General features: G+C 67.8%; 17 protein-coding genes. 8 read left to right on the top strand and 9 right to left on the bottom strand.

The window, feature by feature from the left end:
* Positions 1-13: 13 nt before the first annotated feature.
* Positions 14-352 carry a hypothetical protein gene (locus tag J2S97_RS08180; RefSeq protein WP_307048182.1) on the top strand — a complete coding sequence of 113 codons (339 nt, stop codon included), beginning with the start codon at positions 14-16 and terminating at the stop codon, positions 350-352.
* Here J2S97_RS08180 and J2S97_RS08175 read toward each other — a convergent pair.
* Positions 335-970 carry a TetR/AcrR family transcriptional regulator gene (locus tag J2S97_RS08175; protein WP_307048181.1) on the bottom strand — a complete coding sequence of 212 codons (636 nt, stop codon included), beginning with the start codon at positions 968-970 and terminating at the stop codon, positions 335-337. The two genes, J2S97_RS08180 and J2S97_RS08175, sit on opposite strands and share 18 nt — an antisense overlap.
* A gap of 112 nt (positions 971-1082) precedes the next feature.
* On the opposite strand from J2S97_RS08175, the gene J2S97_RS08170 reads away from it, so the two are divergent.
* The 6 genes from J2S97_RS08170 (at position 1083) to J2S97_RS08145 (ending at position 6154) form a co-directional block, all read left to right on the top strand.
* On the top strand, positions 1083-1433 hold the full coding sequence (locus tag J2S97_RS08170) for a thiamine-binding protein (RefSeq protein WP_307048180.1): 351 nt from the start codon (positions 1083-1085) through the stop codon (positions 1431-1433).
* A gap of 86 nt (positions 1434-1519) precedes the next feature.
* Positions 1520-2197: an O-methyltransferase gene (locus J2S97_RS08165; RefSeq protein ID WP_307048179.1), complete on the top strand. Its 678-nt coding sequence runs from the start codon at positions 1520-1522 to the stop codon at positions 2195-2197.
* Between the two features lie 124 nt (positions 2198-2321).
* The gene (locus J2S97_RS08160) at positions 2322-2801 is read left to right on the top strand and encodes a Dps family protein (RefSeq protein ID WP_307048178.1); all 480 of its coding nucleotides are present in this window, start codon (positions 2322-2324) and stop codon (positions 2799-2801) included.
* Between the two features lie 143 nt (positions 2802-2944).
* Complete coding sequence (locus J2S97_RS08155; protein ID WP_307048591.1) at positions 2945-3946, top strand: acyl-CoA dehydrogenase family protein; 1002 nt, start codon at positions 2945-2947, stop codon at positions 3944-3946.
* Positions 3940-5370, top strand: a complete 1431-nt coding sequence (locus J2S97_RS08150; protein WP_307048177.1) for a bifunctional PIG-L family deacetylase/class I SAM-dependent methyltransferase — start codon at positions 3940-3942, stop codon at positions 5368-5370. Before J2S97_RS08155 ends, J2S97_RS08150 begins: the two co-directional genes overlap by 7 nt.
* Positions 5363-6154, top strand: a complete 792-nt coding sequence (locus J2S97_RS08145; RefSeq protein ID WP_307048176.1) for a glycosyltransferase — start codon at positions 5363-5365, stop codon at positions 6152-6154. Before J2S97_RS08150 ends, J2S97_RS08145 begins: the two co-directional genes overlap by 8 nt.
* Before the next feature lie 149 nt (positions 6155-6303).
* Here the strand turns inward: J2S97_RS08145 and J2S97_RS08140 are convergent, their stop codons facing one another.
* From J2S97_RS08140 to J2S97_RS08110, 7 genes are all read right to left on the bottom strand, one after another.
* Positions 6304-7305 carry a zinc-dependent alcohol dehydrogenase family protein gene (locus tag J2S97_RS08140; protein ID WP_307048175.1) on the bottom strand — a complete coding sequence of 334 codons (1002 nt, stop codon included), beginning with the start codon at positions 7303-7305 and terminating at the stop codon, positions 6304-6306.
* A gap of 71 nt (positions 7306-7376) precedes the next feature.
* The gene (locus tag J2S97_RS08135) at positions 7377-8231 is read right to left on the bottom strand and encodes a universal stress protein (protein ID WP_307048174.1); all 855 of its coding nucleotides are present in this window, start codon (positions 8229-8231) and stop codon (positions 7377-7379) included.
* Positions 8232-8376: 145 nt separating this feature from the next.
* A complete protein-coding gene (locus tag J2S97_RS08130) occupies positions 8377-9516 on the bottom strand; it encodes a YihY/virulence factor BrkB family protein (protein ID WP_307048173.1) in 1140 nt (379 codons plus the stop codon).
* A gap of 76 nt (positions 9517-9592) precedes the next feature.
* The gene (locus J2S97_RS08125) at positions 9593-10225 is read right to left on the bottom strand and encodes a DUF3618 domain-containing protein (protein WP_307048172.1); all 633 of its coding nucleotides are present in this window, start codon (positions 10223-10225) and stop codon (positions 9593-9595) included.
* Between the two features lie 15 nt (positions 10226-10240).
* Complete coding sequence (locus tag J2S97_RS08120; protein ID WP_307048171.1) at positions 10241-10663, bottom strand: phage holin family protein; 423 nt, start codon at positions 10661-10663, stop codon at positions 10241-10243.
* The gene (locus tag J2S97_RS08115) at positions 10660-11628 is read right to left on the bottom strand and encodes a hypothetical protein (RefSeq protein ID WP_307048170.1); all 969 of its coding nucleotides are present in this window, start codon (positions 11626-11628) and stop codon (positions 10660-10662) included. Before J2S97_RS08115 ends, J2S97_RS08120 begins: the two co-directional genes overlap by 4 nt.
* A 155-nt stretch (positions 11629-11783) precedes the next feature.
* Positions 11784-12830, bottom strand: a complete 1047-nt coding sequence (locus J2S97_RS08110; RefSeq protein WP_307048169.1) for an NAD-dependent epimerase/dehydratase family protein — start codon at positions 12828-12830, stop codon at positions 11784-11786.
* Between the two features lie 190 nt (positions 12831-13020).
* Here J2S97_RS08110 and J2S97_RS08105 point away from each other — a divergent pair, with 190 nt between their 5' ends.
* Positions 13021-13821 carry a sigma-70 family RNA polymerase sigma factor gene (locus tag J2S97_RS08105; RefSeq protein WP_307048168.1) on the top strand — a complete coding sequence of 267 codons (801 nt, stop codon included), beginning with the start codon at positions 13021-13023 and terminating at the stop codon, positions 13819-13821.
* On the opposite strand, the gene J2S97_RS08100 is transcribed toward J2S97_RS08105, so the two are convergent.
* Positions 13779-14720 (bottom strand): glycosyltransferase family 9 protein, encoded by a 942-nt coding sequence (locus J2S97_RS08100; RefSeq protein WP_307048167.1) that lies wholly within the window; start codon positions 14718-14720, stop codon positions 13779-13781. The genes J2S97_RS08105 and J2S97_RS08100 overlap by 43 nt on opposite strands.
* Positions 14721-14755 lie beyond the last annotated feature (35 nt).

Below are 14755 nucleotides of genomic sequence, written 5' to 3'. Positions count from 1 at the left end.
GCGGGGGTGCGCTTTGGCCCTGGGCAAGGACGAGGATGAGCAGCGGCTTCGCTTCGAAGAGATGCTCCGGAATGCCGACTTGGGCATTGAAGAACTGTGGCTGAGGTATTTCAGCATCGGCGGCATCGCTGGACAGTTCGAAGTTGAGGCCTACATCCACGGTGCCATCGCGCTGCCGGCCCTGCAGAGGGATATCCTGGCCCACGCCCTGAATGAGCGGCTGGACGAGCTCAGCGCGCCGGACGGCAGGGCGCCTTACAGCCGAGGCTCAGAAGACGCCGGCCGGCTGCATGAAGACTGGCTGCACGAAGACACGGACCGGCCGGAGGATGAATCAGGGCAGGAGGACTGAATCGAATGCCGTTCCGGGCAGCGGCGACTGGGGAGGCAGCGGCCGGTGCGGCCGCTCGGCGCGGATGGCATCCTCCACGAGTGCCACGGGCCGCCGCCAGGCGTCCGACCCGGGCTCCATGGTGTCCACCACGCCAATCAGCATGGCCAGCAGGCGGATCACGTCGGTCATGGAGATGTCGGTCCGCAGGGTCCCCTGACCCTGGCCGCGGCCCAGCAGGACGGCGACGGACTCAAAGAGGCTGCCGGTGATTCCTGTCAGCAGGCCGCGGCGGCCGGCCACCGCTCCGAGCAGGTTGGCATCCTCGCTGGCGGCCGCCATCAGCGCATCGAATACGCGGAACAGCCCGGCGGCCGCATCGGGTCCGGCCAACGCGTCGTCGATCACGGGGTCCACCTGCAGGCGCAGCTGGCGGTTGAGAGCGGCGAGTACCAGCTGCTCCTTGTCCGCGAAGTTACGGAAGAGGGTGGCGGGTCCAACACCTGCCGTGACGGCGATGGTCTGCAGCGGCACTTCCGGGCCGTACTCACGGAAGCACTTGCGGGCCGCGGTGATGATCTTGTCCACGTTGCGCGCAGCATCCGCACGGAGGGGCTTGCGTTCCACTGCGAGGTTCATTTTTCAAGGTTAGCAACGCGGCGGCTGAGCGCCCGGGTTACTGATTGGTAGCGGCGAATGTACCCGTATATGACGAATGTATCGACGAAATCCGCTGTGGCAGACTGGGTCCATGTTGCTTGCATTCTCAGTCGCACCCTCCGGCCAGCCCCCGCACCTGGCAGGGGAGTCGGCCGCCGCCAGCGGTGCGTCCGCCGACGCGTCCGTTCACGACGCCGTTGCTGCCGCCGTCAAAATCGTCCGGGACTCCGGCCTGCCGAACCGCACGGATTCCATGTTCACCACCATCGAGGGTGAGTGGGACGAGGTGTTCGCCGTCGTCAAACAGGCCACCGAGGCTGTGGGCCGCTTCGGCAGCCGCGTCTCGCTGGTCATCAAGGCGGACATCCGCCCGGGGTATTCCGGCGAGCTCACCGGCAAAGTGGAGCGGCTGGAAAACGCCATCACCAGCGTCCAGGGCTAGTACAGCCAACAACCGTTCCCGCGCAGGCGCGGCCGAGGGTTTCCCGGCCCTTCCCACGGAGGAGCGGCAACTGCAAGACTGGCCCCATGATTGAGCACAAGCCAGAACCCCAGTGGGTGGCCGTCGAGGAGTACCTTTCCGACGTCGTGGTCCGCCCCGGAAGCCCGCTCCAGCGGGCAGTAGCGTCCGCCGTCGAGGCCGGGATGCCGCCCATCGAAGTGGCGCCCAACGCCGGGAAGCTGCTCAAGCTGCTGGTGCAGCTGTCAGGGGCCCGGCGGGTCCTGGAGATCGGGACGCTGGCCGGCTTCAGCACCATCTGGATGGCCCAGGGACTGCCCGACGACGGCGAGCTGGTCACCTGTGAGTACCTCCCCAAGCATGCCCAGGTGGCGCGCGCCAACGTGGACGCCGCGGGCATCGGGAGCAAAGTGGACATCCGTGTGGGCGCCGCGCTGGACACGCTTCCGCAGCTGCTCGATGACGGCCGGGGACCCTTCGACTTTGTGTTCATCGATGCGGACAAGGAAAACAACCCGCAGTACCTCGACTGGGCCGTCAGGCTGGGCCGGCCGGGCACCGCCATCGTGATGGACAACGTGGTGTGGGAGGGCGCGCTGCTCGATCCGTCCCTGGACGAGATCAATGCCCCGGGAATCATCAGCGCCCTGGAAATGATGGGGGAGGACCCGCGCCTTGACGGGACGGTCATGCAGACCGTCGGGTCAAAGGGCTGGGACGGATTCGCGCTGGCCGTGGTCCGCTGAGGCCCCGGCGGGACGCCTGCCGGTTCCGCCCTCGGAGAAGCGGAGTCCACCAAGATGCTAAGTATGCTTAGAATAAGCTAATGCCGGACGGACCCGTCCCGCTTCGCCTGCAGTGGAGGAAGAAATGAAGGCTTCACCGACCCTTGCCACCAATCTCCAGATGGTCCTCACGGACCTGATCGAACTTCACGTCCAGGGCAAGCAGGCGCACTGGAACATCGTGGGAACCAACTTTCGGGATCTCCACCTTCAGCTCGATGAAATCGTCACGAGCGTCCGGCTGTTCGCGGACGAGACGGCCGAGCGCATGCGCGCCCTGCACACACTGCCCGATGGCCGCAGCGCCACGGTGTCCTCGGATACCCGGCTGGAACAGTTCCCCGCGGGGCTCACCTCCACCAAGGACGCCGTCAAGCTGATTACGGCACGGCTGGAGCGGACCGTGAAGACCATGCGCGACGTCCATGACGAGGTTGACGAGGAAGATCCCACCAGCGCCGACCTCCTGCACGCCGGAATTGCCCGGCTCGAGCAGTTGGCCTGGATGGTGAACGCCGAAACAATGACCCCGGCGGCCTCCGTCACGGCTCCGGACGAAGACTGAAACCCGCAACGGTCCGAGGAATGGGTTCCGACAGGCATGGTTCCGACAGGCATGGCGCCGATGGCGCGCTAACGGACCGGAGCGGAGTTCCGGCGGGACAGCAGCCTGTGCGGATCAGTTCCTCGCCGGACCGGCTCGACGCCATGGCGCCGCTGCTTGGTTCGGTGGGCGAAGCGGTGGGAGATGTCCCGGCGCTGCTGGCACTGGCGCGGGACATCGGGCGGACAGCGCCCCTTCCGGGGGAGGGCAGCACTGCCCGGTTGTGGGAACTGCTGGCATCCGTGACCGCCGTTGACGTGGCGGCCGGCCGGGTGCTCGAACCGCACCTTGACGCCGTCGCCATTCTGTCCCAGGCCGGTGCCCTCGACCCTGAAATGGCGGAGACAGCCTGGGGCGTGTTTGCCGCCGAAGGGCCGGGGTTGCGGCTCGAGGCAGCTGCGGACGGCGCGGGGACATACGTCCTGAACGGTTCCAAGCCGTGGTGCTCCCTGGCTGCCCATCTGGATGGGGCCGTCCTGACCGCCCATCTTGCGGACGGCAGGGCGGCTTTCGCCGTCGACCTGCACGCCCCCGGGGTTTCCTGTGAAACCCCGCAGTGGACCAGCCGGGGCCTTCGCGAGATCCCCAGTGGCACCGTGCACTTCGACGGGGTCAGCGCCGTTCCGGTCGGCGGACCGGACTGGTACTTCACTCGTCCCGGTTTTGCCTGGGGCGGCATGGGCGTTGCGGCGTGCTGGTTCGGCGGGGCCGTTGCCGTGGCGCGGGACTTCAGCTCCGCGCTGGCAGCCGCCGCGGACAACGGGCGGGAGCCGGACCAGATCGCACTGGCCCACCTGGGCGAAACGGACCGGATCCTCACGTCCCTCTCCGGCTACCTCGCGCGGACCGCGGGCCGGATCGACGCCGGCGAACTGTCCGGCTCCGGCGCGTGGAGCGAGGCCCTGCGCGTCCGCGGCACCGTTGCAGCCGCCGTCGAACGCGTCCAATCCCTGGTGGCGCAGAATCTGGGGCCTGGCCCCCTGGCCTTCAACGAAGCGTACGGAAAACGCATGGCGGACCTGTCGCTCTACATCCGCCAGCACCACGCCATGCGGGACGATGCCCAGCTCGGCGCCCGGACACTGAAAGGGGACCGCTCATGGTGACCTTCTCGCACGCGGACACCGGCACTGCCGAGTCCGAGTGGGAGGCCAGCGGCCTGGCCGTCCTCCCGGAGCTTCCCCTCGATGCGGGCGAACTCGCAGCCATGACCTTCATTGTGCTGGCCGCGCATCCGGACGATGAAACCCTGGGCGCCGGCGGATTCCTGTCCCGGCTGCACGCTGCCGGTGCGGCAGTCGACGTGCTGCTCTGCACTGCCGGGGAGGCGTCGCACCCGGAGTCACGGACGACGACGCCGGAACAGCTCGCCGCCGTCCGGCTAGGCGAGTTCGGGGAGGCTCTGTCCGAACTGGTTCCGGCCGCTTCCTGGCGTTTCCTGCACCTTCCGGACGGACAGCTTGCCGCCGACCGTCACCGCATCGCGGCGGCCGTGCGGGAAGCGATCGCCGCTTCAGGCCGCCCGGGGAATCAGGTGGCCATCGTGGCGCCCTACCGCGCCGACGGCCACGCGGACCATGATGTCCTGGGTTCGGTGGCGGCGGAAGTGGCGGCGGAAGGCGGTCACGGGCTGCTGGAATACCCTGTCTGGTACTGGCTGTGGGCATCGCCCGCGGATCGCGCCTGGCAGTCATGGGTCCGGGTGCCGCTGACGCCGGACGAGCAGCGGGCCAAGGCAAAGGCCATGAACGCCCACTCATCGCAGACACGGCCGTTGTCCGCCCAGCCCGGTGACGAGGCGCTCCTTTCCGGGGCCTTCCTGGAGCACTTTTCCCGGCGTTGGGAAACGTTCGCCTGGCACGGACCCGCCGGCGGAACCAACAGCGCGGGTGACGCCGAACGGATCTTCGACGCCGTGCACGGCGGGAGCGCCGACCCGTGGAGCTACACCAGCAGCTGGTATGAGCGGCGCAAACGGGCGCTTACGCTCGCCATCCTGCCTGAGGCTGACTACGGCGCCGGGCTGGAAATCGGCTGTTCCATCGGGACACTCAGCGTGGAGCTTGCTGCCCGCTGCCGGGAGTTCGTGGCGGCGGACGCGAGCAGCGCCGCCCTGGTCCAGGCCGCGGAACGGCTGTCCGGCCATGCGTCCGCGCGGACCCTGCACCTCACCGTTCCGCAGCAGTGGCCCGGGGGTACCTTCGACCTGGTCGCCGTTTCGGAGATGGGGTACTACCTGACGCCCGGCGAACTGGCCGAGCTGTTCACCCGGGTGCAAGCCTCGATGAACCCCGGCGGAACGCTGGTCCTCTGTCACTGGCGGCACCCCGTCGCGGGCTGGCAGCTCGACGGCGACACGGTCCACGCCCTGGCACGCCGGCAGCTCCGGTGGCCCACCAAGGGCTTGTACCGCGAGAAGGACTTCGTCCTCGAAGTGTTCGTGGCCCCGCAAGGGGACCCGGGTCTGGCCGGGAATTCCGGTGTGGCGGGGAATCCTGGCCAAGGCTCCGGAAGCCCGCGGGATGACTGAGCAGGCACAGGGTTATCCGCCGGCGGATCCCCTTCCCGCCGGGCAGGGCATCAGCCGGGTTGCAGTGGTGATGCCGGCCCACAATGAGGACCAGCACATCGGCCGGGCACTGGCCTCGCTGCGGGCCGCCGCCGACGCGTTGCAGCGGGAACGTCCGGACGTCCGGGCCACAGTCACCGTGGTGCTGGACAGCTGCACGGACCGTACTGCGGAAATCACTGCAGCGTACGTCCTTGCGGACGCGCGCTTTGCGGCCGTCGACGTCCGGCTGCGCAGCACCGGGTCGAGCCGAGCTGCCGGGGTCAGGGCCGCACTGGCCCCTGCGGATCCCGAGGCAAGCCGCACCTGGCTGGCCAATACCGACGCCGACTCCGCCGTTCCGGAGCATTGGCTGCTGCACCAGGTGGAACTGGCCGACGCCGGGGCGGACGCCGTCCTGGGTTCCGTGGAACCTGATCCTGCCGGCATGGACCCGGTGATTCTTCGGCGCTGGCTGGAGCGGCACCCCTTCCTGGAGGACCATCCGCACATTTACGGCGCCAACTTTGGCGTCCGCGCGTCTGCCTACTTCGCCGCCGGCGGATTCCCCAGGCTGCACGTCCACGAGGACCGCGCCCTGGTGGAACGCCTTCGCCGGCGCGCCTTCGCCGTGGTGGCAACTGACACGATCCGGGTTCTGACGTCCGGGCGCACGCACGCCCGCGCACCTCAGGGGTTCGCCGCCTACCTTCGCTCACTGGGACGGGAACTTCCCGCCGCGGCCGGGCTCCAGCCGCCGGGCTAGCCGCCTGCAAATGTCGAGTACCAGTCCTGGGCGGGCCTTTAATCCCTAGCTGCATCTTCCGCAAATGATCGACCGGATGCGCCAGGCCGGCTAGCTACGGCTTCGTCACGCTGGACAGCCTGCTGGCCGGATAGCCGGACGCAGGGGCCTCAGGCAATGTGCAGAACCGCGGCCCCGGTAATGCGGTCCTCTGCCAGGTCCTGCAGGGCCTGGCCTGCCGCCTCCATCCTGTAGGGCACCGTGGTGGGGCGGAGCGGAATGTCCGCTGCGACGCGGAGGAACTCTTCGCCGTCGGCCCTGGTATTCGCGGTGACGCTGCGCAGTTGGCGTTCCTGGAACAGCTCGGACCCGTAATGCAGCGGCGGAATGTCGCTCAGGTGGATTCCGGCCACGGCCAGCGTGCCCCCGCGGTCCAGGGCGCGCAGCGCCTGCGGCACCAGCCAGCCGGCCGGCGCGAACAGGATGGCCGAATCCAGCGGCACGGGAGGTTCGTCGTCGACGTCTCCGGCGAACACTGCTCCCAGTTCCAATGCCAGGCGGCGGGCCTCCCTCGAGCGCGTCATGACGTAAACGCTGGCTCCACGGTGCACGGCCACCTGGGCCGCCAGATGGGCGGAACCGCCGAACCCGTAGATGCCGAGGCGGCCACCCTTCGGAACCTCGGCCCGGCTCAACGCGCGGTAGCCGATGATGCCCGCGCAAAGGAGCGGCGCAGCCTGCTCGTCGGAAAAGACCTCCGGTAGCCGGTAGGCATAGTCCTCATGCACCGTTATCCGGTCGGCGTAGCCGCCGTCCCGGTCCCAGCCGGTGAAGGTGGAGGACAGGCACAGGTTCTCCTCCGAGCGCCGGCAGAAGCGGCAGCGCCCGCACGTGCCGCCCAGCCAAGCCACGCCCACGCGTTCCCCGGTCCGGAACCTGGCGGCGCCTTCGCCGAGCTCCACCACTTCACCCACCACTTCATGGCCCGGAATAATCCCGGGCCGGCGGGGCGCGAGGTCGCCTTCGGCCAGATGGAGATCCGTGCGGCAGACGCCGCATACACGCACGGAAAGCAGCACCTCGCCGGTGCCGGGGCTCGGATCGGGGCGTTCACCGAAAACCAGCGGATGCCCCGCCACGGGACCTGATCTGCCCACCCACCAAGCACGCACGGCACACTTCCTATTCTGCTTCCCGGCCCGTTTTGCGGGCCGGGAAGCAAACCGTTATCCCTGAACGCGCATCATCGCGTGATCAGCACATTGCAAAGTGCCCGCTCCAGCGCTGACGAAACCATGCTTCCCGGGTGGCCCTCCCGGTGATGCGCCCCAAGCACCAGGACGTCGGAATTGGCGGCTGCAGCCAGGAGTTCCTTTGAGACAGGGTGGCTCTCCAACAGGATGCCCTCCACAGGGACGTCGGGGGCGAGTCCCCGGGCCTGTTCCACTGCCTGGTCCAACAGCTCTTTGCCGTGGAGGGGTGCGTGGCGCCCGTGCGCTGCGTGGCCGTGCTCCCACGCCACATGGATCAGCTCCAGCGGTACATTCAACTCGCCTGCCATGCGGGCCGCGTCCGCCACCACTATCCGGTTCCGGGGTTTTTCGTCGATTCCGGCAGCTATGGGCTGGCCGGGACGGCCCGGGTAACGGACCACCATCAGCGGACAGGGTGCGTGGACGGCCAGATCGAGGCAGGCTGAGCCCACGAGCTGGCCGAGCAGCCGGCCCATGCCGCGGTGGCCGACGGCGAGGATGCTCGCTCCTTCTGCCGCCGGCCGGAGAACCTGGCCGGGAAGGCCCGGCTCGATAGCGCCGTCAATATCCAACTCGGCATCGACTTCCGCCGCCACCGACCGGGCGAGGTCCAGGCCTTCCTCCAGCGTTGCTTCGGCCGCATGGCGCAGGCCACTGCCCGAAACCCCTTTGACGGGGCCAAGGTTCTTGGTGAAAACAGGCCACACCCACGCGTGCACGACCTTCAGCTTTCGGTTCGTGGCGGCGGCGTATCCGGTGGCCCAGCGGACTGCCAGCTCTGACGGCTCGGACCCGTCGTAGCCGACCACCACCGGGCCGTCCGGGTTCCCTGCTGTAGCCGGCATGGGACCTCCCCTCCTAGGCGGTGCCGGTGCAGTGTCCCCTCAGGAACAATGTCCCCTTAGGTGCAATGTCCCCTCAGTAGAGACCGGGCCCGGTCGTTTGCGCAAGGGGCTTTGGTCCCTAGCCCCCCGGTGCCTGGCTCCGGCACTATCGTTCCCGGCGCTCCTGTTCCGCGCTCTCCTTGTCCCGGCGTTCGCGGTCGTGGCGTTCGCGCAGGTCGCGGCCCCGTCGGATGTCCTCTTCCTCCCGGACCTGCAGTTTGTCGCTCTGTTTGGTGTCGCGCGGCGGCAGCTGGATGGTCTCCTCCGCCTCGATGCCGGCCTGCAGTTGGCGGCCACGCTCCATCTCGGCGTCGAACTCGGCGCCGAAGAGCAGCGACATGTTCAGGATCCAGAGCCACAGCAGCATCACAATGACGCCGCCGATGGCGCCATAGGTCTTGTTGTAGTTGCCAAAATTTGCCACATAGAAACCGAAGCCCAGCGAAGCGAGAACGAAGATCATCAGGGCGATGAAGGAGCCAAGGCTCATCCAGCGGAATTTGGGCTGCTTCACATTGGGGGTGGCGTAGTAGAGGATGGCGATCACCGCGATGACCAGCAGCACCACCACGGGCCATTTGAGGATGTTCCACGCTGTCAGGAAGACCCCGCCCAGGCCGATCGCATTTCCGACCGCCTCGGCAACGGGGCCGCTGAGCACCAGCATGGCCGCCGTCAGCGCCACGATGATCACGGTGGTCAGGGTTACTGCCAGCATGGCGCCCCGCAGCTTGATGAAGGGCCGGCCTTCATCCACTTCGTAGATGCGGTTCATCGCCCGGCCAAAGGCTCCGACGTAGCCGGAGGCGGACCAGAGGGCGGTCAGGATACCGAGGATCAGGGTGAAACCGGCGGCAGATGAGGTGGTCAGCTCCTGGATGGGCTGCTTGATCACGTCCAGCGCTGCGCCGGGAGCAACCCCCTGGGCGATTTCCAGCATCGCCTGCGTGGTCTTCTCCGCCTGCCCGAAGATGCCGAGAAGCGAAACGAGTGCCAGGAGCGCCGGGAACATGGACAGGACGCCGTAGTAGGTGAGGGCCGCCGCAAGGTCAGGGCATTGGTCCTTGGTGAATTCCCGGAAGGTCTTCTTGGCGATGTACTTCCAGGAGGGCTTGGAGACATCGGTGGGGCTGTCCGGTTTGCGCGGATCGTCCGGGGTGGGTGCCGTCCGTGCCTTTGCGGTGCTGCTTTCATCGGTTTCAGCGTCGGCGTTGGCGTTGGCTGCGTTGGCGGGGTTCTTAGCCATGGGAAGTTTTCCTCACATCTGCCGGTCAGGCCTGCCCCGCCGCAGGGCGGGGCAGGCCTGATGCGTATCGGCGTAGTTACGCCTGCTGGACGTTGTCCTTGGCGTCCGCGGCGCGGTACTTCACATCGTCGACGGCGGTCTGGCCCTCGGCCTTGACGTGATCCGTGGCTTGCGCGGCAGTGGCCTTGACGTTTTCCATGGCGTCCTGCGCGGGTGCCTTCAGGCCTTCGGCCATGTCCTTGGCGGCTTCGGTCAGCTCGGTGGTGAGCGGCTCGGCTTTGACCTTGAGTGCTTCGGCGGCTTCGCGTTCCTTCTCACTTGCGGGGATCAGCGACGAGAGCAACATGCCGGCGCCGAAGGCGATCAGTCCGGCGGCGAGCGGGTTGCCCTGGGTCTTGGCCTTGACCTGGTGCGGCGCGTCACCGATGGCTTCGCCGGCGTCCGAGAGACGCGTGCCGGCGCTGGTGTTTGCTCCGGCGGGGCCGGAGTGGGCCGCTGAATGGACCCGGTCGGTGGTGTGCTCAGCTGCTCCCATGACTTTCTCCTTCACGCCGAACACGGCGTCCTTGACGGATTCTTTGACCTTGTCACTTTGCCGGTGGACGATGTTCGACGGGGTGACTTTATCTGCCACGGCGTCGACGTTGGTGCCGAGCCGTGCACGGGTTGCTTCGATGTCGGCGCGGATGGCGTCCGGGTTTTCAGTCATCGTGTTTACCTTGCTCTAGTGGCTGGGTTTGAGGGTGGGCGGTATTTCCTGGAGCGTCTCGGTGGTCTGGGGCATGCCCTTGATCGCGTTGAGCTGCTTGCGGCCGAGGGCGGCCAGCACAGCGGCGATGATGCCCCAGATCACGGCGACGACGACGGCGGACCAGCCCAGCCCCATCACCGTTCCCAGCGCCCACCAGAGCGCCAGGGACAGGAACAGGAGCACGAAGTGGCCGGCCACGCCGGCGCCCGCGAGCATCCCGCTGCCCTTTCCGGCCCGGGTGGCCGACTGCTTCAGTTCAGCCTTGGCGAGCTCCACTTCCTGGCGCATCAGCGTGGAAAGGTCGCGGGTCACGTCCCCGAGCAGGTCGCCGAGGGACGTCGTGTCCGCCTTGGCGTGCGCCTCCGTAGGGGGTGTTTCCGGAAACTGGCTACTCATCGCTGACCGCCACGGAGGGGATCGTCCCGGTACGGGTCGTCTTCCGCGCGGTCTCCGGCCAGCGGGGATTCCGCGACACGGTCGCCGGCCAGGGGATCATCGGCCCACTGGTCCCGCGCCGTTCCTTCGTCCGCCAGCGGGTTGGGCGGATAGGTGTCAGCCTGGTAGTTGGCGTCCGCCTCGTCCGTGTAGGCGCCCGTACCGGAATAGGCTCCGGCACCCACTCCCGCGCCGGCCATGCCCGCCGTGGTGACGTTCGGAGCCGGCATCTGTACCGGCGGCGGCGGAACTGCCGCTCCCGTGTCGGGAACATAGGTACCGGGCGCGTTGGAAATCGGGGCAGGTGCGGCATAACCGCCAGGGGAAGCTGTGCCGACCTGGCTCTCCGGCGCCCCGGCAGCAAGGCTGCGTGTTAGCCGGCCGGCCAGGACACCCGCGCCGGCAGCCAGCAGCAGGAACGTCCCCGGGCGTTGCCGTGCGAACGACTTCACCTCGTTGAGCAGCGAGCCCGGATCCCTGCCTTCCAGCCACGAGGCCACGGACGCTGACCGCTCGGCAGCCTGCCGGATCAGGTCACTGGCCACCCCTTGCTGGTCGGACGCGTCAGCCATGGTGCGGAGTTCGCCCGAAATGGAATGGAGGCCGTGGGCCACTTTCTGCTGCTGCGCCCCGGCCTGGTCGGTGAGGTCCGTCTTGGCCTGGTACAGCAGGTCCTTGGCATTGGCTTTGACCTCGCCGGCCACGTTGGCGACCTCGGCCTTGGCGGTTTCCGCCACGTGCTGGGCGGAGTCGGTTGCCTGGTGGGCAACGTCTCCAGCCTCCTGTTTGGCCGTCTCCGACTTCGACGTTGTGCCTTGGGGTGCCGGGTAACCGGCAGCTGTAGCCGGCGCCGCCGGGACGGCCGTTTGCTGTGCGACCCCAGGGGTGCCGTAGCTCCCGTCCTGCGGCCATTGGTTCTCTGTCATCTTCGCGCTCTCTTTCCAAGAAGGTCGGCTGCTGATCAAGAACCAGCAATTACTGGCTTTAAAATAGTAAGCATGGTTACTAAAAATAGTAAGTACCCTTGGTGTATTACTTTTCAGGACCAGCTGCGGGGCCGGCCTCTTTGGCGGTCCGCAAGCTAGCGGCCCGGCCGGCTTCGTGGATTCAGCGGGGGAGAACCTGCCGTCCCCCGCCCTGTTCCCAGGCCCTCCAGCACTTCCCGGATCGCGTCCAGGGATGAAGTGCGGGGCTTCCAGCCGAGCATGTCGCGGGCGCGTCCAGTGTCCATGATCGGGGCGCCTTCAGCCATGGCAATCCAGCCCGCATCCGTTGGTTGCAGGCGGAGCCTCCAGCTCAGATCCACGGCCGCGCGGAGAAGGCTCAGGGGAATCGGAAGCCAGCGCCGCGCGTGAAACAGCCTGGCCAGCTCCGGCGGGGTGATCACCGGTTCGGCAGCGACGTTGAATGCGCCGGAGGCGCGGCGATCAAGAGCCCTCCAGTACGCGTCGGCGGCGTCGTCCGCGTGCACGGCCTGGAAGGCCAGTTGCGCCGGGAACGGCAGGAGGGGAAGCCTGATGCGGCCCGGCAGCAGCTTGGGGATCAGCGGCCCCAGGAAGTACCGGCCGATCTCGCTCCCGGCTTCACGTTGGAAAATGAGCGCTGTTCGCAGCCTCGCGACCGCGATGGCGGGGTTTTCGGCCTCGAACCGGTCCAGGAGGGCTTCCTGTTCAGCCTTGTGCCTGCTGTAGTGCGACTCCTGGATGCCCGTAGCCGGCCACGCCTCGGTCCTCCGGGGTTCCTTCGCCGAGCTGCTGTAGGCGCCTACTGAGGAGGCGCACACCACGTGACCCACGCCGGCCTCCTTGGCGGCCTGCAGGACATTCGCGGTTCCCGTGACATTGGTCCGGTGAAGTGCCGCCACGTCGTGGTTCGGCTGGAGAATCCACGCGAGGTGCACCACGGCGTCCACCCCCGCGAGAGCGGCGAGCAGCCGCCCGCCGTCGTCGTCGGTGATGTCCACTGCGTGCCATTCGACGCCGCCATAAGGCGCCGCCGACCGGTCCGGCGGACGCCTGCTGATTCCCACAAGTTCAAGTGCGTCCGGCCGCTCCGCACGCTGTTGCTGGAGGCGCCGCAGCACGGCTGTGCCCACATTTCCGCTCGCGCCAACGATTGCTACCCGCATGCCGGACCACCCTTCCGAAAGGCTGGAAGCACGGCCGGCGCTCCGGTCGGGTTTGGCGGGCCAGCCAACGTGTCCTCTTTGGTATTAACGCTACCGGCCATTGTTTAATAAGCAAGCTTATGGTTTCCTACTTCTCTAAGTCTTGCCACGGGCTTATTCGGTCGCTCCACGGTCAAAGGAACGAGCCAAAATGGCGGAATCCCAGCAATCGCCACAGACGCTGCAACCGGAACAACGGCACAGGCATCAGGGCCGGATCCGGCAAACCTTCGAAAACCAATTAGTACTTGAATACCTGGACCTGGCCGAGGCTCTGGCGGCGCGCTTCCAAGCCCGCGGGAGGGATCGGGCGGACCTTAACCAGGTTGCCTACCTCGGCCTTGTCAAGGCGGCAAGGGGCTTCGACGCGGGACGCGGAAGCAGCTTTGCGGCCTACGCGGCGCCAACCATCACTGGAGAACTCAAGCGATACCTGCGGGACCGGTGCTGGATGGTCAGGCCGCCGCGCCACTTGCAGGATCTGCGTTCGGAGCTCCTGCGGACCGAACCGGTGCTCGCGCAGGCCCTGGGTCATCCGCCGACTGCCGCTGAGCTGGCCGTGGAACTGGACGTGTCTCCGGACGCGGTTCGGGAGGCGATGGCGGCCGCCGCCGGCATGCATCCCGCTTCGCTCGACGCAGCGGAGGCACGCCCGGACGGGACGCCGCTTGCCGAATCCCTCGTCTCCGGGGATGACGATCCGCTGGACAGGCTGGAGGAACTGATCTGCCTCAACCAGGCCATCCGGGAGCTCAGCACGGAGGACCAGGAGCTGCTGTACCGGCGCTACTTCTGCGAGGAAAGCCAGACTGAGCTTGGCCGCAGGTTTGGCGTGTCGCAGATGCAGGTCTCCCGGCGCCTTTCACGTGTACTGGTGCGGCTCCAGGGCCTGCTGCAGGAAGGCAACGATCACAGCACTCCCAGCTCGCGGAGGGCGGTAAGCACATCCTGAACGCCGACCCCCAGCAACGCCGGGTCAGGCTCGGCAGCGAACACGTCCCCGCGGCGTAGCTCCGGGCGGGTCAGGACTATGTGGGGGCCCGGGGGCGGCCCCCACTGCTCGGGTGGCGCGGGACCGAAAAGGACTACGGACGGCCGGGCGTAGGCGGCGGCAAGATGCGCTGCCCCGGTGTCCGCTGACACCACCACGCCGGCTTCGGCCACCAGCGCGGCGAATTCCGAGAGGGGCTGCGAGCCCGCCAACACAGCTGTGTCGGGGAGGCCCGCCCGGCGGGCCACGCGGAGGGCCCGTTCACGTTCGTCGGCGCTGCCGGTGAACACCACCTCATGACCGGCCTCGTTCAGGGCTGACGCGATGGCGGCGAATCGCGTTTCGGGCCACAGCCGGCTGCCGTAAGCCGCCCCGACATGCACCACGGCAGCCGCCGCCAGTGGGATGGATACCTTGGGCCGGTCCAGCTGCACGTCGAGCGGATCGGCCGCTAGGCCGTACCAGCGCAGGAGACTCGTCCACCGTTCCCGTTCGTGCATCTGCTCTACCCACGGCGGCCCTCCGCCAGCTCCGCCATGGGCAATCATCCGCCGCGCCCCGACGGCTTGCAGCAGCGAAGTGCTTTCGGGCCCGCGGCCGTGGAAGTTGACCGCAATATCCACGGCCCCCGGCGCTATGGCCAGCGGCGCATCGAGCCCATTGGCCGGGAGCAGCTCGAAGCCCCCCACCAGCGAAAGGACGTCCTCCAGCCAGGCCGGCCCGGCGTAGACCAGGCGGTGGCCGGGAAACGCCCTGCGGAGCGCGTGGAGCGCCGGGACCGCCACTAGCAGGTCGCCGAGTTTGAGTGCCCGCAGGACCAGCAGCGTTGGCTGTCTGTTGGACAGCCCGGTGGAGACCATAAGTGCAACCTTCCTCGATCCGGCCCGCGTGGACC

Source organism: Arthrobacter oryzae, from assembly GCF_030812315.1.
In the GTDB taxonomy this organism is placed as follows: domain Bacteria; phylum Actinomycetota; class Actinomycetes; order Actinomycetales; family Micrococcaceae; genus Arthrobacter; species Arthrobacter oryzae_B.
Note: the sequence above shows the minus strand (reverse complement) of the source record. Positions and strands in the feature narration are given on the sequence as shown.